A 21,751-nucleotide genomic window follows, 5' to 3' on the forward strand; every position below is an offset into this window, starting at 1 on the left:
CCGGAGCCTCCTCCAGGGGGCTGTGCCGGGCGAGGAGGGCGGCCGCGCACCCGGCGTGGCGATCCCCGCGGCGATCACTGGCATGGCTGGGCCCGTAGCGTCGCGGCAAGACGGCGCGGGCGGTGTCCCCACATGCAGACCGCCCGGTCCCGGACGAGGACGACAAACGGCCAATGAACACACAGGATGCAAAGCGCGTCCTCGAGACCGCGCTGATCTGCGCGCACCAGCCGCTGCCGCTGCGCGACATGCGGGCGCTCTTCAACGACGAGCTCGGCCCCGATACCCTGCGCATGCTGCTCGACGAACTGGCGCGTGACTGGGAGGGCCGCGGCGTGGAACTGGTGGCGGTGTCCACGGGCTGGCGCTTCCAGAGCCGGCCCGAGATGCGTGAGTACCTCGACCGCCTCAATCCCGAGAAGCCGCCCAAGTATTCCCGGGCCACGATGGAGACGCTGGCGATCATCGCCTACCGCCAGCCGGTCACGCGCGGCGACATCGAGGACATCCGCGGCGTGACGGTCAGCAGCCAGATCCTCAAACAGCTCGAGGACCGCGGCTGGATCGACACCATCGGCTATCGCGATGCACCCGGCCGGCCGGCGCTGTACGCCACCACCAAACAGTTTCTCGACGATCTGGGGCTGTCCTCGCTGGACCAGTTGCCGGCGCTCGACGGTGCTTCCCCCGCCACTGCGCCGTCCGAGGATCTGCCTCAGCAGTCCTCCCTGCTCGACGCGATCGAGACCGCCGCACAAGGGGAGGATCCGACCGCAGAACCCGGCCTGGTCGAGCAGGTCGAGCCGCCGGCACCGGCCGAAGGGGTCGACGGCCCGCCGCCGCACCGCCCCGAGGCGGTCGATCCGGTCGTACATGCCGAGGCGGCGGCGGCCGAGGTCCTGATCCACGATCCCCCCCTTGAAGGGCTTGCACCGGACGCTGCCTGGGAGGCCCCAGGCGACGCCCCGGCCCGGGCCCCGGCTGAACCTGATTCCGAATCCGACGCTGAACCTCTGTCGCGCCATGAACCCTGAAGCCAACGAAACCCCATCGCCCGAGTCCGTCCCGACCGTGCCGGCCGATGCCCCGGCCGCGGCCGCGCAGACCGCCGGGAAGCCCAAGCGGCGCAGCCCCCGCAAGCCCAAGGCCGAGGTGTCCGTCACGACGGGCGAAGCGGCCGCCGAAGACGCTTCGCCCGCTGCGGCCGAGGCCCCGGCGCCCCGGCCGGCCCGTCGGCGCAAGACCGCCGCGGCGTCGACCGGCGGGCAGCCAGGCGTGCCCGACGAAGCCCGGTCCGCGGCGTCCGACGATGAAGCACCTGCCTCCGGATCGCCCTCCCATGACACCGAGCCGGTCGTGCAGGACGCGGCGCAGGCGCCGTCCGAGACCTCCGGCGAGGGCTCGGACAGCGGTGGCCGCCGCCGCCGCAACCGGCGCGGCCGCCGCGGGGGTGAGCGTGAAGGGGAGGGGGCGCCAGTCCCTTCGGCCGGTGCACGCAAGTCGGAACAACCCGCCAAGGGGCCTGGCCAGGCTGCTGACCGTGAAGTCGCCGAGCGGTTTGCCGACGTCGTCGAAGGCCGCTACGACGAAGCCCAGGACGATGAGGAGCCTGCTGAGCTCGAAGCCGTTGCCAAGCGCGTGCTGGCGCCGGAGCCCGATGCGCCCAAGCTGCACAAGGTGCTGGCCCAGGCCGGCATCGGCTCGCGCCGCGACATGGAGCAGCTCATCCTGGAAGGCCGCATCTCCGTCAATGGTGAGCCTGCTCACATCGGCCAGCGCATTTCCTACGGCGACCAGGTGCGCGTCAATGGCAAGCCCATCAAGGTGCAGATCGCACCGCCAGCCCCGCGCGTGCTCGCCTATCACAAGCCGGCCGGTGAGGTGGTCACCCACGACGACCCGCAGAACCGTCCCACCGTGTTCCGCCGCCTGCCCAAGCTCAAGCAGGGCAAGTGGCAGTCGGTCGGAAGGCTGGACCTCAACACCGAAGGCCTGCTGCTGTTCACCAGCTCGGGCGAACTGGCCAACCAGCTCATGCACCCGCGCTTTGGCGTCGAGCGCGAGTACGCCGTGCGCGTGCTGGGCACGCTCGAGCCCGAGGCGCGCCAGAAGCTGCTCGAGGGGGTGAAGATCGATGGCCAGCTCGCCAGTTTCAAGTCCATCGAGGACGGTGGCGGCGAGGGCGTCAACCGCTGGTACCGCGTCGTCATCACCGAAGGCCGCAACCGGGAAGTGCGCAAGCTGTTCGATGCCGTGGGGCTGACGGTCAGCCGCCTGATCCGCATCCGCTACGGGCACATCGTGCTGCCCCGCGGTCTCAAGCGCGGGGTGTGGGTGGAGCTCGGCGACCAGGACGTGCGCATGATACGGCGCCTGACCGGGGCCGACCAGCCGCGCCCGGCATCGGGTGGCGGGAAGAATGGCAAGCCCGGCAAGCGGCGCGGTGGCGGGAGGGCGGGCGGTCGCCCGACCGGGGTGCGCCCAGGCACGCCCGATCCGCTGGAGCAGACCTACGACAAGCGCTTTGCCCAGTCGACCAAGGCCCGCCAGGGCGCCCCGCGCCAGCCCGATCCCATGCAGACCAGCGTGGGCTACATCGGCGCCGATGCCTACCTTGGACGCGGCAAGGGCGGCCGTCACAAGGGCGGGGCTGGCGGTGGCCGGCGCGGCGGACGCGGGCGCTGAGGAGGCAAGGCCCCACGTCGGGCCCTGCCGGTGCCGGTGAACGCACTGCAAGGGTTACAATCCAAGGTTTTGCCAAGTCCTTGATTCAGGAGAAATTTCATGGCGATCGAACGCACCCTGTCGATCATCAAACCCGATGCCGTGGCCAAAAACGTGATCGGCCAGATCCTCAGCCGCTTCGAGGCGGCCGGTCTGAAGATCGTTGCCGCCAAGATGGTGCATCTGTCGCGCGGTGAGGCCGAGGCCTTCTATGCCGTGCACAAGGAGCGTCCCTTCTTCAAGGACCTGGTCGAGTTCATGATCTCGGGCCCGGTGATGGTCCAGGTTCTGGAGGGTGAGAACGCCATCGCGAAGAACCGTGAGCTGATGGGCGCCACCGACCCGAAGAAGGCCGAGAAAGGCACCATCCGCGCCGACTTCGCCGACAGCATCGATGCCAACGCGGTGCACGGCTCGGATGCCCCTGAAACCGCCGCCGTGGAAGTGGCCTTCTTCTTCCCCGGCATGAACGTCTACAGCCGCTGAACGCGGCCGCAGACCTTCGCATCCTTGCGCGGGGCATGCCCATGGCGGTCAACCTCCTCGACTTCGATCTCGACGGGCTGGCTGCCTACTGCGAAGGGCTGGGCGAGAAGCGCTTCCGCGCCGTCCAGCTCTTCCGCTGGATCCACCAGAAGGGCGTGTGCGATTTCGGCCAGATGAGCGATCTGGCCAAGTCCCTGCGCGACAAGCTCGTCGGCGTGGCGCAGGTGCGGCCCTTGCCGGTGCTGACCGAGCAGGCCTCGTCCGACGGCACCATCAAGTGGCTCTTCGACGTGGGCGACGGCAATGCCGTCGAAGCCGTCTTCATCCCCGAGGACGACCGCGGCACGCTGTGCGTGTCCTCGCAGGCGGGTTGTGCCGTGGGCTGCCGCTTCTGCTCCACCGGCCACCAGGGCTTCAGCCGCAATCTCGGCACTGGCGAGATCCTCGCCCAACTGTGGTTTGCCGAGCACCACCTGCGCCAGCGGCTGGGCCTGCCGGCCGGGGAACGCGCGATCACCAATGTGGTCATGATGGGCATGGGCGAGCCGCTACAGAACTACCATGCCCTGGTGCCGGCGCTGCGCACCATGCTCGATGACCATGGCTACGGCCTGTCGCGGCGGCGCGTTACGGTGTCCACCTCGGGCGTGGTGCCGATGATGGACCGCCTGCGCGAGGATTGCCCGGTGGCCCTGGCCGTCTCGCTGCATGCACCCAATGATGCGCTGCGCGACGAGCTGGTGCCCCTGAACCGCAAGTATCCTCTGGCCGAGCTGCTCGAGGCCTGCGGGCGTTATCTGGAGTCGGCCCCCCGGGACTTCATCACTTTCGAGTACTGCATGCTCGACGGTGTGAACGACACCGAGGCCCATGCACGTGAACTGGTCGCGCTCGTGCGCGATCGGGTGCGCTGCAAGTTCAACCTCATTCCCTTCAACCCGTTCCCGGCCTCGGGCCTGAAGCGCTCTGGGCGCGAGCGGGTGCAAGCCTTCGCCCGAGTCCTGACCGACGCGGGCCTGGTCACCACCGTGCGCAAGACACGGGGCGACGACATCGACGCGGCCTGCGGGCAGCTGGCCGGCGAGGTGCGCGACCGCACCAACGTCCAGCGCCGCCTGACCCGCCAGCCCATCCGCATCCAGGTCCGCCCGGCATCGGGCGGTGCCCCGTGAAGGAGACCCGTTCATGAGCGTGCGCGAACGCCCCATGCCCGTCTGGCTGGCTGCAGGGCTGGCCCTGGTGCTGATGCTGGGAGGCTGTGCCTCCGCGCCGCCGGCGGCCAGCGGCAGCAGCAGCCAGACCGGGCGCGTCGACGAAGGCGAGGTTCAGCGCCGTGCACGCATCCGCTTCGACCTGGCCGTGGCCTATTTCGGTCAGGGCCAGCATGGCACGGCCCTCAATGAAGTGCGCCAGGCGCTTGCCTTGCAGCCCAACATGGCCGATGCCCACAACCTGGCCGGGCTGATCCATGCCGCCCTGGGACAGGCGGGGCCGGCCGAGGAAAGTTTCCGCCGCGCCATGCAGCTCGATCCGCGCGATGCAGGGGCGGTACACAACTACGGCTGGTTCCTATGCCAGCAACGGCGCTATGCCGATGCGTTTGCGCAGTTCAACCGGGCCCTGGCGATGCCGGAGTACCGCGAGGTTGCGCGCACCCTGGTTGCCAAGGGCGTGTGTCAGGCCAATGCCGGCCAAGTGGCCGAGGCCGAGAAGACGCTGGCGCGGGCCTACGAACTCGATCCCGGCAACCCGGTGGCCGCGATGAACCTCGCGCTGGTGCTCTATCGCGAAGGCGAGTACGAACGCGCGCGCTTTTACGTGCGGCGGGTCAATGCCGTTCCCGAGCTGGTCAACGCCGAAAGCCTGTGGCTGGCTGCGCGCATCGAGCACCGCCTGGGCAACCGCGGCGGGGCCAACGAACTCGGTCGTGAACTGCGCCAGCGCTTCCCGCAATCGCGCGAGGCCGCCAACTTTGAGCGGGGGCGTTTCGATGACTGAGGGGCAGACTGCGCAGGGGCCCACCGAGCCCAGTGCCGGTGAGATGATCCGGGCGGCGCGTCTGGCCCAGGGCGTGCATATCGCCCAGCTTGCCGCGTCGATCAAGGTCTCGGTGCGCAAGCTCGAAGCGCTGGAAGCCGACCGTCTCGACGAGTTGCCCGACGCGACCTTCGCCCGGGCCCTGGCCCAGACCGTGTGCCGCTCGCTCAAGATCGATCCGGCGCCCGTCCTGGCCCTGCTGCCCTCGCCGGGCACGCTGTCACAGCTCGAGGAGGTGGCGCAGGGGCTGAACCAGCCCTTCCGGGATCCGGCACAGCCGCGCGAGGGCCTTCCCGGTCTGGGCCTGCTGCGGCGCCCGGCGGTCTGGGGGGCGGCGCTGCTGATGGCCGGCTCGATGGTGCTGTGGTGGATCCCCACGAGCACCTGGCAGACCTGGCTCGGCCGCGATGGCGCTGCGACGACGAGCGGCGTCACCGTGGAGGTGGTGCCGGTGGAGCCGGCGGCCAGCCTCGACGCCCCCGCATCCGACGCCGAAGCGGCCTCGGCGCCGGCGGCGGTCTCCCAGGCCTCGGTGCCGGCCCCCTCTGCGCCACCCGTGGTGGTGCGCACCCGTGCCGAGAGCTGGGTGGAGATCCAGGACGCCAACGGGCGGACTCTGCTGTCCAGGCTGCTCGCCCCTGGCGAGGAAGTGGCGCTGGAAGGCGCCTTCCCGATGCGCGTGCGTGTGGGCAATGCCGACGCGACCGAACTTCGTGTGCGCGGCGAGGTCTTCGACATGACCCCCTTCCGGCGCGAGAACGTCGCCCGTTTCGACATCCGGTGAGCACGATGAGTCCCGCAAGCTTGCAGACCCTCGACGACGAAACCCCGATCGCGGCCGCGCAAGCAGCGCCGCGGCGCTCGTTGCAGGCCCGTGTGGCCTGGGGATCGCGCGTGGTCACCGTGGGCGGGGATGCGCCGGTGCGCGTCCAGTCGATGACCAACACCGACACCGTCGATGTCATCGGCACGGCTATCCAGGTCAAGGAGCTGGCCCTGGCCGGCTCCGAGATGGTGCGCATCACGGTCAACACCCCCGAGGCGGCGCAGGCGGTGCCCGCCATCCGCGAACAGCTCGACCGCATGGGCATCGACGTGCCCCTCGTCGGCGACTTCCACTACAACGGCCACAAGCTGCTCACCGAGTTCCCCGGCTGCGCCGAAGCGCTGTCAAAGTACCGCATCAACCCGGGCAACGTGGGCAAAGGCGACAAGCGCGACCGCCAGTTCGCGCAGATGATCGAGGTGGCCCTGCGGCACGACCGTCCGGTGCGCATCGGCGTCAACTGGGGCAGCCTCGACCAGGAGCTGCTGGCCCAGTTGATGGACGAAAACGCCAAGCGCAAGCAGCCCTGGGATGCCCGGCAGGTGATGTACCAGGCGCTCGTGGCCTCGGCCCTGGGCTCGGCGCGTCGTGCGCAGGAGCTGGGCATGCGCCGCGAGCAGATCATCCTGTCCTGCAAGGTCAGCGGCGTCCAGGACCTGATCAGCGTCTACCGGGCACTGGCGGCCCGCTGTGACCATCCGCTGCACCTGGGGCTCACCGAGGCCGGCATGGGGACCAAGGGCACCGTCGCTTCGGCAGCAGCGCTGTCGGTGCTGCTGCAAGAAGGCATCGGCGACACGATCCGCGTCTCCCTCACGCCCCAGCCCGGCGAAGCGCGCACCCAGGAGGTGGTCGTGGCCCTGGAGATCCTGCAGGCCCTGGGTCTGCGCGCCTTCGTGCCCAGCGTGACAGCCTGCCCGGGCTGCGGGCGCACCACCAGCACCGTGTTCCAGGAGCTGGCCAAGCAGATCGACGACTACCTGCGCTCACAGATGCCGGTGTGGAGGGCCCGCTACCCGGGCGTGGAGGCGATGAAGGTGGCGGTGATGGGGTGCATCGTCAATGGGCCTGGCGAGAGCAAGCATGCCGATATCGGCATCAGCCTGCCCGGCACCGGCGAGGCGCCGGCTGCCCCGGTCTACATCGATGGCGAGAAAGCCGTCACGCTGCGCGGGGAGGGCATTGCGCAGGACTTCCAGCGCCTGGTCGAGGAGTACATCGAGCGGCGTTTCGGCCAGGCCTCGCAGGCCGCACCGGCCCCACGGACCTGAGACACTGCGCGCGCACGGGGGGTGGGGCCCGGCGGCATCACGAGAAGAGCACACATGGCAGAAGCATTGAAGGCCATCAAAGGCATGAACGACATCCTGCCGCCGGATTCGGCGCGCTGGGAATGGTTCGAGGACAAGGTGCGCGCACTGATGGCGCGCTATGGCTACGCCAACATTCGCACCCCCATCGTGGAGCCCACGGCGCTGTTCGTGCGCGGGCTCGGGGAGGTCACCGACATCGTCGAGAAGGAGATGTACTCCTTCGAGGACCGCATGAACGGCGACCAGCTCACGCTGCGCCCCGAGAACACCGCCGGTGTGGTGCGTGCCGTGGCCGAGCACTCGCTGCTGTACGACGGTGGCAAGCGCGTCTACTACATGGGCCCGATGTTCCGCCACGAGCGGCCTCAACGCGGCCGATACCGCCAGTTCCACCAGATCGGGGCCGAGGCCCTGGGCTTTGCCGGCCCGGACGTGGACGCCGAGCTGATCCTCATGTGCCGCAGCCTGTGGCGCGACATCGGTCTGACCGATGTGCGCCTGGAGCTCAACAGCCTCGGGCAGCCGCAGGAGCGCCGTGCCCATCGCGAGGCGCTGATCGCCTACTTCGAGCGCCACCGCGACCAGCTCGACGTCGATGCGCAGCGCCGGCTGCACAGCAACCCCCTGCGCATCCTGGACACCAAGAACCCTGCCATGCAATCGCTCGTCGAGGCGGCGCCGAAACTGATGGACTTTCTCGGTGAGGCTTCGCTCAAGCATCTCGACGCCGTCCGGGCGGCGCTCGATGCCAACGGTGTGGCCTACCGCATCAATCCGCGCCTGGTGCGCGGGATGGACTACTACAACCTCACCGTCTTCGAGTGGGTCACCGACCGCCTGGGATCGCAGGGCACGGTGTGCGGCGGGGGGCGCTATGACTACCTCATCGAGCAGATCGGCGGCAAGCCGGCGCCCGCGGTGGGCTGGGCCCTGGGGGTGGAGCGGGTGCTGGAACTGCTCAAGGAGCTGGGGGTGCAGCCTGGCGCACCGGCCCCTCACGCCTACGCCGTCATCCCGCAGGCCTCGGCGCTGCCGCGCGCCTTGCAGTTGATCGAGGGCCTGCGCGCCGCCGGTGTGTCGGTGCTGATGCATGCGGCCGGCAAGGACGGGCCGGGCAGCATGAAGAGCCAGTTCAAGAAAGCCGATGCCAGCGGTGCACGCTTTGCGCTGGTCTTCGGTGAGGACGAGCTGGCGCAGGGGCAGGTGGCCGTCAAGGCCCTGCGAGACGCCCAGCAACCCCAGGTGCTGCGCCCCCTGGACAGCCCGGCCGCCTGGGCGGCCGAACTGCTCGACGCATAATCTGCTGTTTGGCGGCCGTAAGGGCTGCCGTTGGACGAACCTTTCCATGGCCACCCATCTCGATCTCGAAGAACAAGAGCAAGTCGAACGACTCAAGCACTTCTGGCGCCAGTATGGCAACCTGATCACCTGGACCCTCATCCTGGTGCTCGGGGCCTTTGCCGCGTGGAACGGCTGGAACTACTGGCAGCGCGATCAGGGCGCCAAAGCCAGCGCGCTGTACGACGCCCTGGAGCAGGCAGCCCAGGCCGGCGAGATCGACAAGGTGCGGCAGGCGTTCGAGGATCTTCGCTCGCGCCACCCGCGCACCGCTTATGCGGGGCAGGCGGGGCTGGTGGCTGCCCGGGCCCTGGCCGATCGCGACCAGCTCCCTGCGGCCCGCGACACGCTGCGCTGGGTGGCCGACCAGGCCTCGGAGCCGGATCTGCGCATCATCGCCCGTCTGCGCTTGGCGGGCCTGTTGCTGGACGAGAAGGCGTACGACGAGGCCCTGGCCCTGGTCAGCAAGGACATCCCTGCGGCCTATGAAGGCCTGGCGGCCGACCGCCGCGGCGACATTCATCTGGCCCAGGGCCGACCCGATCAGGCCCGCCAGGAATATGAGAAGGCCCATCGCTCGCTCGATCCCGGTCTGGACTACCGGCGTGTGGTCGAGGCCAAGCTGACCGCACTGGGCGCCGCCCCGTCCGAGTCGGCCGGGGAGGTGCGCTGATGTGGCGCCTGGCAACCGTGGGGGCGGCGGCATTCCTGCTGGCAGCTTGCTCGAGCGCGCCCCAGCGGCCCGAACCGACACCGCTGGTGCAACCTGCCCCCGATATCGTGCGCGTGGCGGTGGCCTGGCGGCAATCGGTGGGCCCGGTGCGTATGCCGGTGCGTCTGCAGGCGGCAGGCGGCATGATCGCGGTGGCCTCAGACGATGGGTCGGTGGGCCTGCTCGATGCCGCGACGGGACAGTGGCGCTGGCGTGCCCAGCTCGACATGCCCTTGTCGGCCGGGGTGGGCAGCGATGGTCGGCACGTGGCGGTGCTCACGCGCGACAACGAAGTAGTCGTCTTGCGCGATGGTGAGGTCTTGTGGCGCCAGCGCCTCACGGCACGCTCACTGACCGCTCCCCTGGTGGCCGGAGAGCGCGTGTTCGTGTATGCCCAGGACCGCTCCGTCCACGCCTTCGATGCAGCCACCGGTGCGCGACTGTGGGTGTTACAGCGTCCCGGCGAACCGCTGACCCTGGCCCAACAGGGCGTGCTGCTCCCCGTGGGCGACACGCTGCTGGTGGGGCAGGGGCCCCGACTGGCGGGACTCGACCCACTGCGCGGCAGCGTGCGCTGGGAAGTGCCGGTGGCCACGCCGCGCGGCACCAACGAGGTCGAACGGCTGGCCGATCTCGTCGGGCCGGCGGCACGCTTGGGCGAGACCGTGTGCGTGCGCTCCTTCCAGGCTGCTGTGGGCTGCGTGGACGCGCGCCGCGCGGGATTGCTGTGGAGCAAGGCGTCCAACGGCTCGGTGGGGCTGGCCATGGACGCCGAGCAGGTCTACGGCGTGGACGGCACCGACCGCATCACCGCCTACCGGGTCCGTGACGGGGAGGTGGCCTGGACCGTGGAGGCGCTGCGCTTCCGGGGCCTGACCGCCCCGCTGGCCGCCGGTGACAGCGTGATCGTGGGGGACGGGCAGGGGTATGTGCACTTCCTGTCTCGCCGTGACGGGCAGCCGGTCGGCCGTGCCGCCACCGACGGCAGCGGCATCGCCGCCGCGCCCCTTCAGGTGGGCGACCGCCTGGTGGTGCTGACCCGTGCGGGCAGCCTCATCGCATGGCGTCCCGAATGAACCGCTGCACGGGGGACCTCGTCGTGAAACCCGTGATCGCCCTCGTCGGGCGGCCCAACGTGGGCAAGTCCACGCTGTTCAACCGCCTGACGAAGTCCCGCGATGCCATCGTCGCCGACTTCGCCGGCCTGACCCGCGATCGCCACTACGGCGATGGCAGGCTCGGCGGGCGGGACTACATCGTCATCGACACCGGCGGCTTCGAGCCCGACGCCGACAGCGGTATCGTGCGCGAGATGGCCAAGCAGACCCGCCAGGCCGTGGCCGAGGCCGATGCCATCGTCTTCGTCGTCGACGTGCGCGCCGGCCTGTCGGCCCAGGACCACGACATCGCCCGCTACCTGCGCGCCACCGGCAAGCCCGTGGTGCTGGCGGCGAACAAGGCTGAAGGCATGCAAGACGGCCCGCAGCTGGCCGAGTTCTTCGAGCTCGGACTGGGCGAGCCGCAGCCGGTCTCCGCCGCCCATGGCCAGGGCATCCGCAGCCTGGTCGATGCGGTGTTCGAGCATCTGCCGCCGCCGCCCGAGGACGACGAGGGGGAGCCGGCACAGGAGCCGCAGGACCGCGTCATCCGTCTGGCCGTCGCGGGCCGGCCCAATGTGGGCAAATCCACGCTGATCAACACCTGGCTGGGTGAGGAGCGCCTGGTGGCCTTCGATCTGCCCGGCACAACGCGCGATGCCATCCGCGTCCCGCTGGAGCGCGACGGCCGACGCTTCGAGATCATCGACACCGCCGGCCTGCGTCGCAAGGGGCGGGTGTTCGAAGCGATCGAGAAGTTCTCGGTGGTCAAGACCCTGCAGGCGATCTCCGAGGCCCACGTGGTGGTGCTCCTGCTCGACGCCACTCAGGGGGTGAGCGACCAGGATGCTCACATCGCCGGCTACGTCCTCGACAGCGGCCGGGCGGTGGTGATCGCGATCAACAAATGGGACGCGGTGGACGACTACCAGCGCCAGATGCTCGAGCGCTCGATCGAGCAGCGCTTGGCCTTCCTGCGCTTTGCCCCTCGGCTGCACATCTCCGCGCTGCGCCGGCAGGGGCTGGGGCCGCTGTGGAAGGCGATCGCCCAGGCCCATGAGTCGGCCTTCAAGAAGATGAGCACCCCGGTGCTGACCCGGCTGGTGCACGAGGCGGTGCAGCACCAGGCCCCCAAGCGTTCCGGGATGTTCCGTCCGAAGTTGCGCTATGCGCACCAAGGGGGCATGAACCCGCCGGTGGTCGTCGTGCACGGCAATTCGCTCGAGCACGTCACCGACGCCTACAAGCGCTACCTCGAAGGGCGCATCCGGGATCATTTCAAGCTGGTGGGCACACCTCTGAGGGTGGAAATGCGCTCGTCCCGCAACCCCTTCTCAGACAAGGATTCCTGACTAATCCCCGGAATGCGCACGGTGGTGTGTTAACGTGCGTCTTCCAAAATATCCAACACGGAGAATATCGTGAGCAACAAAGGGCAACTCCTCCAAGACCCGTTTTTGAACCTGCTTCGCAAAGAGCACGTGCCGGTCTCGATCTACCTGGTCAACGGCATCAAGCTGCAGGGCCATATTGAGTCTTTCGATCAGTATGTGGTGCTCTTGCGCAACACCGTCACCCAGATGGTTTACAAGCATGCCATCTCCACTGTCGTGCCCGGTCGTGCGGTGAATTTCCATCCTAACGAGCAGACTGAATCCCACTGATGCGCGAAAGCAGGCCCGGCCCGGCCGGGCGGCGTTCGCCACCCGCCTGAGGTGACACAGACCTTGAATGCCCCGGCAGCGGATGTGCCCCAGCCCACCATCCTGGTGGGGGTGGATCTTGGCCCTGGCTCCTCATTCGATCCGACCCTGGACGAGCTCGCCTTGCTGGCGCAGTCGGCCGGCGACACCCCCGTGGCGCGGCTGACGGCGCGCCGCAAGGCCCCGGACGCCGCCCTGTTCGTCGGGCAGGGCAAGGCCGAGGAGATCAAGGCCCTGGTCGGCCAGCACAACGCTGCCGGCGTGCTGTTCGACCAGGCGCTGTCCCCGGCCCAGCAGCGCAATCTCGAACGCTTTCTCGGTGTGCCTGTGGCCGACCGAACGATGCTCATCCTGGAAATCTTCGCGCAGCGCGCACGCAGCCACGAAGGCAAGCTGCAGGTCGAACTGGCCCGGCTGCAATACCTCTCGACCCGCCTGGTGCGCCGCTGGAGCCACCTGGAGCGCCAGCGCGGCGGGGTGGGGCATCGGGGGGGGCCGGGCGAGACGCAGATCGAACTCGACCGGCGCATGATCGGCCAGCGCATCAAGTCGCTCAAGGCCCAGCTCGACCGCGTCAAGCGCCAGCGCCAGACGCAGCGTCGCTCGCGCGAGCGTAACGGCACCTTCAAGGTCTCGCTGGTGGGCTACACCAACGCCGGCAAGTCCACGATGTTCAATGCCCTGGTCAAGGCACGCGCCTATGCGGCCGACCAGCTCTTTGCCACGCTGGACACCACCACGCGCCAGCTTTACCTCGCCGACGCCGGCTGCGCGGTCAGCCTGTCCGACACGGTGGGCTTCATCCGCGACCTGCCTCATGGCCTGGTCGAGGCCTTCCAGGCCACGCTGCAGGAGGCGGCCGACGCCGACCTTTTGCTGCACGTGGTCGATGCCGCCAGCCCCCTGTGGCGTGAGCAGGTCGAGGAGGTGCAGCGCGTGCTGGGCGAGATCGGGGCTGCGGAACTCCCTCAGATCCTGGTCTTCAACAAACTGGACCGGCTGGAGCTCAGCCAGCGTCCCCGGGAGATGGTCGATCGCTTCGAGCTGGCGCCGCACCGCTCGGTGCCGCGGGTGTTCGTCAGTGCAGCCACCGGGGAAGGGCTGGACAGCCTGCGCCGCGCCGTGGCCGAGGCAGCCCTCGGGGCACAGCTCCCCGTGCCGTCTGCGGTCGACACTTCCACCGAACCCGGAGCGGTCCTGCCGGATGCTCTCCGAAACACCGTCCTTGTCGCATGAGCATGAACATTCGCTCCCTCTCCGAATCCTCCGCCGCACAGGCCGGCTTTGTCCAGCGCCTGGCCGGCGTGGGGCTTGCGCTGTTCAGAGCCCTGCTGGTGACCATGCTGCGCCCGCTGCGCGGGCTGTTCAATCTGAACGATCCGCGCTGGGGACGCCGCCTCGACCCCCAGGGCAGTGAGCCCACGCGCAACCAGGGTTCGGGCGGCGGCGGGCGCAACGACGGCCCCCCCGATCTCGATGAGCTTTGGCGCGACTTCAACCGCAAGCTCAGCGGACTGTTCGGCGGCCGACCCGGCGGGCCGCAGCGTCCCAACGGCAACGGCTCGGGCGGAGGCTTTCAACCGCCGGACATGAAAGGGGCGGGCATCGGGGCGGGCTTGATCGTCGGTGTGGTGGCACTGATCTGGTTAGGCAGCGGCTTCTTCATCGTCCAGGAAGGTCAGCAAGCCGTGGTCATGACCTTCGGCCGCTACAGCCACACCACCGAGGCCGGCTTCAAATGGCGCTTGCCATATCCTTTCCAGTCCCACGAGACCGTTCCGGTCACCCAGTTGCGCTCGGTGGACGTGGGCAGCATGTCCGTCGTTCAGGCCACGGGCCTGCGCGACTCGTCCATGCTGACCCAGGACGAAAACATCGTGGACATCCGCTTCACGGTGCAATACCGCCTGAAGGACGTCAAGGACTACCTGTTCGAGAACCGCCGGCCCGACGATGCCGTGGTCCAGGCGGCCGAGTCGGCCGTGCGCGAGATCGTCGGCCGCAGTGCGATGGATGCCGTGCTGTACGAGCAGCGTGACGCGATCGCCGCCGAACTCGTCAAGTCCATCCAAACGCAACTGGATCGCCTGCGCGCGGGCATCGTGATTTCCAATGTGAACATCCAGAGCGTGCAGGCCCCCGAGCAGGTGCAGGCGGCCTTCGACGACGCCCTCAAGGCCAGCGCCGACCGCGAACGCCTGAAGAACGAGGGCCAAGCCTATGCCAACGATGTGATCCCTCGCGCCCAGGGCACGGCGGCGCGTCTGCGGGAGGAGGCCGAGGCCTACCGCGCCCGCGTCATCGCGCAGGCCGAGGGCGATGCCGACCGCTTCCGCAGCGTGCTGGCCGAATACCAGAAGGCGCCGGCCGTCACGCGCGACCGCCTCTACATCGAGACCATGCAGCAGATCTACAGCAACGTCAGCAAGATCATGATCGACACGCGCAACAACAGCCTGCTGTACCTGCCGCTGGACAAGCTGATGCAGGCCGGTGCGGTGCAAGGGCCGGCCCAGGCGGCTCCTTCCGCCGAGACCCAAACCCAGACCCAGCAGCCGCTGCCGCTGTCCAGTGACAACCGCCTGCGCGACCCGCAGCGCAGCCGAGAGCGCGATGTGCGTTGACCGCTGAGCGCAGACCACGAGGACCCCATGAATCGCATCGGAATGATCGTCTCGACCCTGCTGCTGGCCGTCGTCCTGGCCGGGTCGATGCTGTTCGTCGTCGACCAGCGCCAGTTCGCCGCGGTGTATGCCCTTGGCGAGATCAAGGAAGTCATCAGCGAGCCCGGCTTGAAGTTCAAGCTGCCGCCCCCTTTCCAGAACGTCGTCTTCCTGGACAAGCGCATCCAGTCCCTCGACAGCCCGGAGACCCGCCCGATCTTCACCGCCGAGAAGCAAAGCCTGGTGATCGATTGGCTGGTCAAATGGCGCATCACCGATCCGCGTCAATTCATCCGCAACAACAACGGTGCCGACGTGCGCAACGCCGAGGTGCGCCTGGCGCCCATCGTGCAGGCTGCGTTCAACGAGGAGGTCACGCGACGCACCGTACGGGCCGTGCTTTCGACCGAACGCGACCGCGTCATGCAGGCCGTGCAGGCTCGCCTGGCGGAAGATGCCAAGAGCTTCGGGATCGAGATCGTCGACGTGCGGATCAAGCGCGTGGATTTCTCCGCCAGCATCACCGATGCCGTGTACCGCCGCATGGAGTCCGAGCGCCGCCGCGTGGCCAACGAACGCCGCTCCACCGGAGCCGCCGAGGGCGAGAGCATCCGGGCCGATGCCGATCGCCAGCGGGAGATCATCGTCGCCGAGGCCTACCGGGAGGCTCAGAAGATCAAGGGCCAGGGCGACGCCCAGGCGTCGGCCATCTATGCCGCCGCCTTCGGGCGCGACCCGCAGTTCGCGCAGTTCTATCGCAGCCTCGAGGCCTACCGTCAGAGCTTCCGCAGCAAGTCCGATGTGATGGTCATCGACCCCAACGGCGATTTCTTCCGCGCCATGCAGGGCAGCGGCACCGGCACCGCCCCGGGCCGTCGCTGAGCGCATGGGGGAGGTGATCCTCGTTGCGCTGGCGTTGGTGCTGGTCTTTGAGGGCCTGCTGCCTTTCGTCAGTCCGGGCACCTGGCGCCGGGTGTTCGAGCAGGCCCTGCGGCTCACCGACGGCCAGTTGCGTTTCCTGGGTCTGCTGAGCCTCGGGGCCGGTCTGCTGCTGCTCGTCCTGGCAGCCTGAGTCCGGTGCCTCCCTAGCCGGCCTCGGTCGGCGACGCCGGTACAATCGCATTTTCAATCCCCTGGCGCTTTCCCATGTCTTCTGCTTGGCTGCTGCCCGAGCACATCGCCGACGTCTTGCCTTCCGAGGCGCGGCGCATCGAGGAGTTGCGGCGGGTCCTGCTCGATTGCGCGCGTTGCTGCGGCTACGAGCTGGTCATGCCGCCCATGCTCGAACACCTCGAATCCCTGCTCACCGGTGCAGGCGGCGAGCTGGATCTGCGTACCTTCAAGCTCGTGGACCAACTCAGCGGCCGCACGCTGGGCGTGCGGGCCGACGCCACACCGCAGGTCGCCCGCATCGATGCACACCTGCTCAACCGCGAGGGCGTGACGCGCCTGTGCTACTGCGCGCCGGTGCTGCACACCCGGCCGGCCGGCCTGCGTGCCACCCGCGAGCCGCTGCAGTTCGGCGCCGAGATCTACGGCCATGCGGGCCTGGAGGCCGACCTCGAGGTGCAGGAGCTGGCGCTGACCGCATTGCGACGCGTCGGCGTGCAGGGTCTGACACTGGACCTGGCCGATGCCCGCATCGTGCGCGCGCTGCTGGCCGGCGTGCCGGTGGATGCCTCGATGTTGGGGGAGGTCTATCGCAGCCTGGCCGCCAAGGACACGGCCACGCTGGTGCAGCTCACGGCGGGCTTCCCGGCGGAGTCCCGCGAGGGCCTGCTGGCGCTGACGCAGCTCTACGGTGGGCTGGAGATCCTGGCCGAGGCCCGTCGGCGCCTGCCGCAGCGCGGGGCCATCGCCGCAGCGCTCGACGATCTCGCCTGGCTGACCGACCATCTCGCGCGGGCCTTCCCCGACGTGGCCCTGGGCCTGGACTTGGCCGACCTGAGCGGCTATGCGTATTACAGCGGTGCGCGCTTTGCGGTCTACGCTGCCGGCCATCCCGACGCCCTGGTGCGCGGCGGGCGCTACGACGAGGTCGGTGCGGTCTTCGGCCGCAACCGTCCGGCCGTGGGCTTCAGCACCGACCTCAAGGAAGTCGTGGCCCTGGCCCGTGTGGAAGGCACGCGCGCGGCCGTGCGCGCACCCTGGGGGGAGCAGGCCAGCCTGCGCGAGGCTGTGCGCCGATTGCGCGAACAGGGCGAGATCGTCGTGTGCGTGCTGCCCGGGCACGAGCACGAGGTGCAGGAATTCGAATGCGATCGCGAACTCGTGGCGCAGGGCGAGCACTGGGTCGTTCGCCCGCTGTGAACGCGGGTGGTTCGCCGACAGACATCTTTTCGATTGGGACCGTTTGACATGACTGAGCACACCCGGGGCCGCAACGTCGTTGTGGTCGGAACGCAGTGGGGCGACGAAGGCAAGGGCAAGGTGGTGGACTGGCTCACCGACCACGCCAGTGCCGTGGTGCGCTTCCAGGGCGGGCACAACGCCGGCCACACCCTGGTCATCAAGGGCAAGAAGACCGCCTTGCAACTCATTCCCTCGGGCATCATGCGCGAGGGCGTGGCCTGCTACATCGGCAACGGCGTGGTGGTCGATCCGGCCCACCTGCTCTCAGAGATCGAACGCCTGGAGGCCGCCGGCCTGGACGTGCGCTCGCGCCTGTACATCAGCGAGTCCTGCCCGCTGATCCTACCCTTCCATGTGGAGGTGGACCGCGCCCGCGAGGCATTGCGCGAGTCCAGTGGCGCCGGCAAGATCGGCACCACCGGCAAAGGCATCGGCCCGGCCTATGAGGACAAGGTGGCGCGCCGGGCGCTGCGCGTGCAGGACCTCAAGCATCCCGAGCGCTTCGCGGCCAAGCTGCGCGAGCTGCTGGACCTGCACAATTTCGTCTTGCAGGGCTATCTCAAGTCGAGCGCACTGGCCTACGAGCCCATCTTTGAGCATGCGATGAAGGTGGCCGAGCAGCTCAGGCCCATGATGGCTGACGTGGGGGTGCGCATCCATCAAACCAATCTGCAGGGCGGCCACGTCCTCTTCGAGGGGGCCCAAGGCACCTTGCTGGACATCGACCACGGCACCTATCCCTACGTGACCTCGAGCAACTGCGTGGCCGGTAACGCCGCTGCGGGCTCGGGCGTGGGGCCGGACAAGCTGCACTACATCCTGGGCATCACGAAGGCCTACACCACTCGGGTAGGCTCAGGCCCGTTCCCCACCGAACTGCCCATCGACGAGCCGGGCACCGTGGGCCACCACCTGTCCACCGTGGGCCAGGAGCGTGGCACCGTCACCGGTCGCGCCCGGCGCTGCGGTTGGCTGGATGCTGCCGCGCTCAAGCGCTCGGTGCTGATCAACGGCATTTCGGGTCTGTGCATCACCAAGCTCGACGTGCTCGATGGCCTGGACGAGATCAAGATCTGCGTGGGCTACGAACTCGCAGGCCAGCGCATCGACATCCTGCCGCTGGACGCCGACGACATCGTCAACTGCCGGCCCGTGTACGAAACCTTGCCGGGCTGGAAGGACAGCACCGCCGGCATCACGCAGTGGGACCGCCTGCCGGCCAATGCACGGGCCTACCTCGAGCGCATGCAAGCGCACATCGGGGCCCCCATCGACATGGTGTCCACCGGACCGGACCGGGAGCACACCATCTTGCTGCGCCATCCGTACAAAGCCTGACCCCGCCCGCCAGCCCACCCCCTCAACATACCCATCCGCATGACCGATACGACAAGCGAGCGCAAGGAGCCTGCATGCTGACCGACGACGGCAAACACCTCTACGTGTCCTGGGACGAGTACCACATGCTCATCGAGCGTCTGGCGCTGAAGGTGCACAACTCGGGCTGGGCCTTCGACCAGATCCTGTGCCTGGCGCGCGGCGGGATGCGACCCGGTGATGTGCTCTCGCGCGTCTTCGACAAGCCGCTGGCCATCATGTCCACCAGCTCGTACCGTGCCGAAGGCGGCACCATCCAGGGCCGGCTGGACATGGCCAAGTACATCACGATGCCCAAGGGCGAGCTGGCCGGCCGGGTGCTGTTGGTCGATGATCTGGCCGACTCCGGCGTGACCCTCAAGGCCGTGGTCGAACGCCTGCGCGGCATGCCGGCCATCACGGAGCTGCGCTCGGCCGTCATCTGGGTCAAGGGCGTGTCCAGCTACATGCCGGACTATCACGTCGAACTGCTGCCCACGAGCCCTTGGATCCATCAGCCGTTCGAGGAGTACGACACGCTGCGTCCCGAAGGGCTGGCGAAGAAGTACCAGGTTTGAGCGCTGTCCAGCCTTTGATCCACCTGGAGCATCGCGCTGCGGGCCAGTGGTTGCACAGCAGCGGCTGGTCCGTTCGCCTAGGCGCGGCGGGAGGCGGCACACTCCCAAGCGACTGCGTGCGGAAAACGAAAAAGCCCCGCATCATGGATGCGAGGCTTTTGTGTCTGGTGCCCAGGAGAGGACTCGAACCTCCACGGTGTTACCCGCTAGTACCTGAAACTAGTGCGTCTACCAATTCCGCCACCTGGGCTCATGCTCTTAACTCATACAACGCTTTAAATAAAGCGTTGGTGTGTCAGAACAGAAGGAGATTCTATCATCAATAATTCGAACACTGCAAGCCCCGCGGTTGCCGCCACCTTGCTCAGCGAGGTCGAGGGCACCGTCATCGGCCACCGCGACGGCCACGGTTTCGTGCGCCGCGACGACGGTCAGGCCGACATCTATCTCTCGCCGCAGGAGATGCGCGCCGTGCTGCACCGCGACCGCGTGCGCGTCGTGCGGCACGATCGCAAGGGCCGGCCCGAGGGGCGCGTGCTCGAGATCATCGAGCGCAAGAAGTCGCCCATCATCGGCCGCTTGTTACACGAGGGGGGCGTGTGGCTGGTCGCGCCCGAGGACAAACGCTACGGCCAGGACATCCTCATCCCGAAGAACGCTATCGCGAAGGCCCAGGCCGGGCAGGTGGTGGCCGTGGAGCTGACCGAGCCGCCGTCGATGTACTCGCAGCCGGTGGGCCGCGTCACCGAGGTGCTGGGCGAGATCGACGACCCTGGCATGGAGATCGAGATCGCCGTTCGCAAGTACGAGGTGCCGCACCAGTTCTCGCCCGAGACCCTGGCCCAGGCCGCCAAGCTGCCCGACAAGATCCGCGCGGCCGACCGCAAGCACCGCATCGACCTGACCGATGTGCCGCTGGTGACCATCGACGGCGAGGATGCGCGCGACTTCGACGACGCCGTCTATTGCGAGCCGGCCCGCGTGGGCCGAGGCAAGGGTTGGCGCCTGGTGGTGGCGATCGCCGACGTCAGCCACTACGTCAGGCCCGGCGATCCGCTGGATGCCGACGCCTACGAGCGTGCAACCTCGGTCTATTTTCCCCGCCGGGTCATCCCGATGCTGCCGGAGAAGCTGTCCAACGGCTTGTGTTCGCTCAATCCCGACGAGGATCGGCTGGCGATGGTGTGCGACATGCTCATCAATGCCAAGGGCGAAATCCATGCCTACCAGTTCTTCCCGGCAGTGATCTGCTCGCATGCGCGGCTCACCTACACCGAGGTGGCGGCCATCCTGGCCAACACGCGTGGCCCCGAGGCCATGCGCCGCCAGGCGCTGGTGCCTCATCTGCTGCATCTGCACGAGGTCTACCGTGCGCTGCTGCGCGAGCGCACCGCGCGTGGAGCAGTGGACTTCGAAACCGTGGAGACGCAGATCGTGTGCGACGACAACGGCCGCATCGAGAAGATCGTGCCGCGCGTGCGCACCGAGGCCCACCGGCTCATCGAGGAGGCCATGCTGGCGGCCAACGTCTGTTCGGCCGATTTCATCGCCCGCGCCAATCACGCGGCGCTGTACCGTGTGCACGAGGGCCCCACGCCGGAGAAGCGCACGATCCTGCAGAACTACCTGCGTGCGCTGGGCCTGGGGCTGACGATCGGCGACGAGCCGCATCCCCGGGAGTTCCAGGCCATCGCCCAGGCCACCAAGGATCGGCCCGATGCGGCGCAGATCCACTCGATGCTGCTGCGCTCAATGCAACAGGCCATCTACACCCCGGTCAACTCTGGGCACTTCGGACTGGCCTACGAGGCCTACACACATTTCACCAGCCCGATCCGGCGTTATCCCGACCTGCTTGTGCACCGGGTCATCAAGGCCTTGCTGCAGGGGCAGCGCTATCGCCTGGGGGGGCTGTTGGAGGAGCCGGCGCCGACCCGGCGGGGCGCATCGCGCAAGATCCCGGCGGTCGAGATGGCGCAATGGGAGGCCGCGGGCATCCATTGCAGTGCCTGCGAACGCCGCGCCGACGAGGCCTCGCGCGATGTCGAGGCCTGGCTGAAATGCCGCTTCATGCGCGACCACCTCGGCGAGGAATACAGCGGCACGGTCAGCGCGGTCACGAGCTTCGGCCTGTTCGTGCAGCTCGATGCGCTCTACGTCGAAGGCCTGGTGCACATCACCGAGCTCGGAGGCGAGTACTACCGCTTCGACGAAGTGCGCCAGGAGCTGCGTGGCGAACGCACCGGCGTGCGCTACACGGTCGGCGCCCGCGTGCGGGTGCAGGTCATCCGCGTGGACCTGGACGGGCGCAAGATCGATTTCCGCATGGTGCACGAGGCCGGCGACGAGCGCGTCGGACCACGTGCAGGCAAGGGGGCGGCCGGCAGCCGACAGGCCCGACTGGCCGAGGTGGAAGCGGCCGACCGCCAGGCCAAATCCCGCACCCGCTCGGCCAAGGCCGGCGTGACGACGGCTCCCCGCGCCACGCGTGCGGGGGCGAAGCGGGCGGCTGCCAAGCCGTCCAAGCCGCGCAGCCCCCGGCGCAGCCGCTAGTCCGGCGCATCCA

General features: G+C 68.5%; 20 protein-coding genes and 1 tRNA gene. 20 read left to right on the forward strand and 1 reads right to left on the reverse strand.

Annotated elements, in window-relative coordinates:
• Positions 1-173: 173 nt before the first annotated feature.
• From scpB to AC1ECW_RS12335, 19 genes are all read left to right on the forward strand, one after another.
• Positions 174-1,034: an SMC-Scp complex subunit ScpB gene (gene scpB / locus AC1ECW_RS12245; protein ID WP_409708060.1), complete on the forward strand. Its 861-nt coding sequence runs from the start codon at positions 174-176 to the stop codon at positions 1,032-1,034.
• Complete coding sequence (rluB, locus tag AC1ECW_RS12250; RefSeq protein ID WP_481201940.1) at positions 1,024-2,685, forward strand: 23S rRNA pseudouridine(2605) synthase RluB; 1,662 nt, start codon at positions 1,024-1,026, stop codon at positions 2,683-2,685. The genes scpB and rluB overlap by 11 nt, the downstream gene beginning before the upstream one ends.
• A 99-nt stretch (positions 2,686-2,784) precedes the next feature.
• Positions 2,785-3,210 (forward strand): nucleoside-diphosphate kinase, encoded by a 426-nt coding sequence (gene ndk / locus AC1ECW_RS12255; RefSeq protein WP_409703520.1) that lies wholly within the window; start codon positions 2,785-2,787, stop codon positions 3,208-3,210.
• A 41-nt stretch (positions 3,211-3,251) separates the two neighbouring features.
• Positions 3,252-4,382: a dual-specificity RNA methyltransferase RlmN gene (rlmN, locus tag AC1ECW_RS12260; RefSeq protein WP_409703517.1), complete on the forward strand. Its 1,131-nt coding sequence runs from the start codon at positions 3,252-3,254 to the stop codon at positions 4,380-4,382.
• Positions 4,383-4,395: 13 nt separating this feature from the next.
• Complete coding sequence (gene pilW, locus AC1ECW_RS12265) at positions 4,396-5,208, forward strand: type IV pilus biogenesis/stability protein PilW (RefSeq protein WP_409703514.1); 813 nt, start codon at positions 4,396-4,398, stop codon at positions 5,206-5,208.
• Positions 5,201-6,031, forward strand: a complete 831-nt coding sequence (locus AC1ECW_RS12270) for a helix-turn-helix domain-containing protein (protein WP_409703511.1) — start codon at positions 5,201-5,203, stop codon at positions 6,029-6,031. Before pilW ends, AC1ECW_RS12270 begins: the two co-directional genes overlap by 8 nt.
• A gap of 5 nt (positions 6,032-6,036) precedes the next feature.
• A complete protein-coding gene (ispG, locus tag AC1ECW_RS12275; RefSeq protein ID WP_409703508.1) occupies positions 6,037-7,344 on the forward strand; it encodes a flavodoxin-dependent (E)-4-hydroxy-3-methylbut-2-enyl-diphosphate synthase in 1,308 nt (435 codons plus the stop codon).
• A gap of 54 nt (positions 7,345-7,398) precedes the next feature.
• On the forward strand, positions 7,399-8,685 hold the full coding sequence (hisS, locus tag AC1ECW_RS12280) for a histidine--tRNA ligase (protein WP_409703505.1): 1,287 nt from the start codon (positions 7,399-7,401) through the stop codon (positions 8,683-8,685).
• Positions 8,686-8,731: 46 nt separating this feature from the next.
• Complete coding sequence (locus tag AC1ECW_RS12285) at positions 8,732-9,397, forward strand: YfgM family protein (RefSeq protein ID WP_409703502.1); 666 nt, start codon at positions 8,732-8,734, stop codon at positions 9,395-9,397.
• Positions 9,397-10,512 (forward strand): outer membrane protein assembly factor BamB, encoded by a 1,116-nt coding sequence (bamB, locus tag AC1ECW_RS12290; protein ID WP_409703499.1) that lies wholly within the window; start codon positions 9,397-9,399, stop codon positions 10,510-10,512. Before AC1ECW_RS12285 ends, bamB begins: the two co-directional genes overlap by 1 nt.
• Before the next feature lie 23 nt (positions 10,513-10,535).
• A complete protein-coding gene (gene der / locus AC1ECW_RS12295; RefSeq protein ID WP_409703529.1) occupies positions 10,536-11,885 on the forward strand; it encodes a ribosome biogenesis GTPase Der in 1,350 nt (449 codons plus the stop codon).
• 69 nt (positions 11,886-11,954) lie between these two features.
• Positions 11,955-12,197, forward strand: coding sequence for an RNA chaperone Hfq (gene hfq, locus AC1ECW_RS12300; RefSeq protein WP_409657616.1), 243 nt, complete (start codon positions 11,955-11,957; stop codon positions 12,195-12,197).
• A 63-nt stretch (positions 12,198-12,260) separates the two neighbouring features.
• Entirely contained in the window at positions 12,261-13,472 is a 1,212-nt protein-coding gene (gene hflX, locus AC1ECW_RS12305) for a GTPase HflX (RefSeq protein WP_409703497.1), read from the forward strand.
• Positions 13,473-13,474: 2 nt separating this feature from the next.
• Complete coding sequence (gene hflK, locus AC1ECW_RS12310; RefSeq protein ID WP_409703494.1) at positions 13,475-14,860, forward strand: FtsH protease activity modulator HflK; 1,386 nt, start codon at positions 13,475-13,477, stop codon at positions 14,858-14,860.
• A 27-nt stretch (positions 14,861-14,887) separates the two neighbouring features.
• Positions 14,888-15,781 (forward strand): protease modulator HflC, encoded by an 894-nt coding sequence (gene hflC / locus AC1ECW_RS12315; RefSeq protein ID WP_409703491.1) that lies wholly within the window; start codon positions 14,888-14,890, stop codon positions 15,779-15,781.
• Between the two features lie 4 nt (positions 15,782-15,785).
• Positions 15,786-15,971, forward strand: coding sequence for a DUF2065 domain-containing protein (locus AC1ECW_RS12320; protein ID WP_409703488.1), 186 nt, complete (start codon positions 15,786-15,788; stop codon positions 15,969-15,971).
• 74 nt (positions 15,972-16,045) lie between these two features.
• The gene (locus tag AC1ECW_RS12325; protein WP_409703485.1) at positions 16,046-17,209 is read left to right on the forward strand and encodes an ATP phosphoribosyltransferase regulatory subunit; all 1,164 of its coding nucleotides are present in this window, start codon (positions 16,046-16,048) and stop codon (positions 17,207-17,209) included.
• 48 nt (positions 17,210-17,257) lie between these two features.
• A complete protein-coding gene (locus tag AC1ECW_RS12330; RefSeq protein ID WP_409703482.1) occupies positions 17,258-18,589 on the forward strand; it encodes an adenylosuccinate synthase in 1,332 nt (443 codons plus the stop codon).
• Between the two features lie 74 nt (positions 18,590-18,663).
• Entirely contained in the window at positions 18,664-19,185 is a 522-nt protein-coding gene (locus AC1ECW_RS12335) for a phosphoribosyltransferase (protein WP_409703480.1), read from the forward strand.
• Positions 19,186-19,350: 165 nt separating this feature from the next.
• Here AC1ECW_RS12335 and AC1ECW_RS12340 read toward each other — a convergent pair.
• Positions 19,351-19,435: transfer RNA gene (locus AC1ECW_RS12340), tRNA-Leu, on the reverse strand.
• Positions 19,436-19,545: 110 nt separating this feature from the next.
• Between AC1ECW_RS12340 and rnr the strand changes: the two genes are divergently transcribed.
• On the forward strand, positions 19,546-21,738 hold the full coding sequence (gene rnr / locus AC1ECW_RS12345) for a ribonuclease R (RefSeq protein WP_481201941.1): 2,193 nt from the start codon (positions 19,546-19,548) through the stop codon (positions 21,736-21,738).
• Positions 21,739-21,751 lie beyond the last annotated feature (13 nt).

It is taken from the genome of Caldimonas hydrothermalis (assembly GCF_056746695.1).

Bases quoted from the DNA above. Each gene is read 5' to 3' on its own strand.
- rlmN (WP_409703517.1), top strand. From the start codon at position 3,252: ATGGCGGTCAACCTCCTCGACTTCGATCTCGACGGGCTGGCTGCCTAC.
- AC1ECW_RS12285 (WP_409703502.1), top strand. From the start codon at position 8,732: ATGGCCACCCATCTCGATCTCGAAGAACAAGAGCAAGTCGAACGACTC.
- ndk (WP_409703520.1), top strand. From the start codon at position 2,785: ATGGCGATCGAACGCACCCTGTCGATCATCAAACCCGATGCCGTGGCC.
- scpB (WP_409708060.1), top strand. From the start codon at position 174: ATGAACACACAGGATGCAAAGCGCGTCCTCGAGACCGCGCTGATCTGC.
- ispG (WP_409703508.1), top strand. From the start codon at position 6,037: ATGAGTCCCGCAAGCTTGCAGACCCTCGACGACGAAACCCCGATCGCG.
- AC1ECW_RS12335 (WP_409703480.1), top strand. From the start codon at position 18,664: ATGCTGACCGACGACGGCAAACACCTCTACGTGTCCTGGGACGAGTAC.
- hisS (WP_409703505.1), top strand. From the start codon at position 7,399: ATGGCAGAAGCATTGAAGGCCATCAAAGGCATGAACGACATCCTGCCG.
- AC1ECW_RS12330 (WP_409703482.1), top strand. From the start codon at position 17,258: ATGACTGAGCACACCCGGGGCCGCAACGTCGTTGTGGTCGGAACGCAG.
- AC1ECW_RS12320 (WP_409703488.1), top strand. From the start codon at position 15,786: ATGGGGGAGGTGATCCTCGTTGCGCTGGCGTTGGTGCTGGTCTTTGAG.
- AC1ECW_RS12270 (WP_409703511.1), top strand. From the start codon at position 5,201: ATGACTGAGGGGCAGACTGCGCAGGGGCCCACCGAGCCCAGTGCCGGT.
- hflK (WP_409703494.1), top strand. From the start codon at position 13,475: ATGAACATTCGCTCCCTCTCCGAATCCTCCGCCGCACAGGCCGGCTTT.
- AC1ECW_RS12325 (WP_409703485.1), top strand. From the start codon at position 16,046: ATGTCTTCTGCTTGGCTGCTGCCCGAGCACATCGCCGACGTCTTGCCT.
- pilW (WP_409703514.1), top strand. From the start codon at position 4,396: ATGAGCGTGCGCGAACGCCCCATGCCCGTCTGGCTGGCTGCAGGGCTG.
- bamB (WP_409703499.1), top strand. From the start codon at position 9,397: ATGTGGCGCCTGGCAACCGTGGGGGCGGCGGCATTCCTGCTGGCAGCT.
- rluB (WP_481201940.1), top strand. From the start codon at position 1,024: ATGAACCCTGAAGCCAACGAAACCCCATCGCCCGAGTCCGTCCCGACC.
- hflC (WP_409703491.1), top strand. From the start codon at position 14,888: ATGAATCGCATCGGAATGATCGTCTCGACCCTGCTGCTGGCCGTCGTC.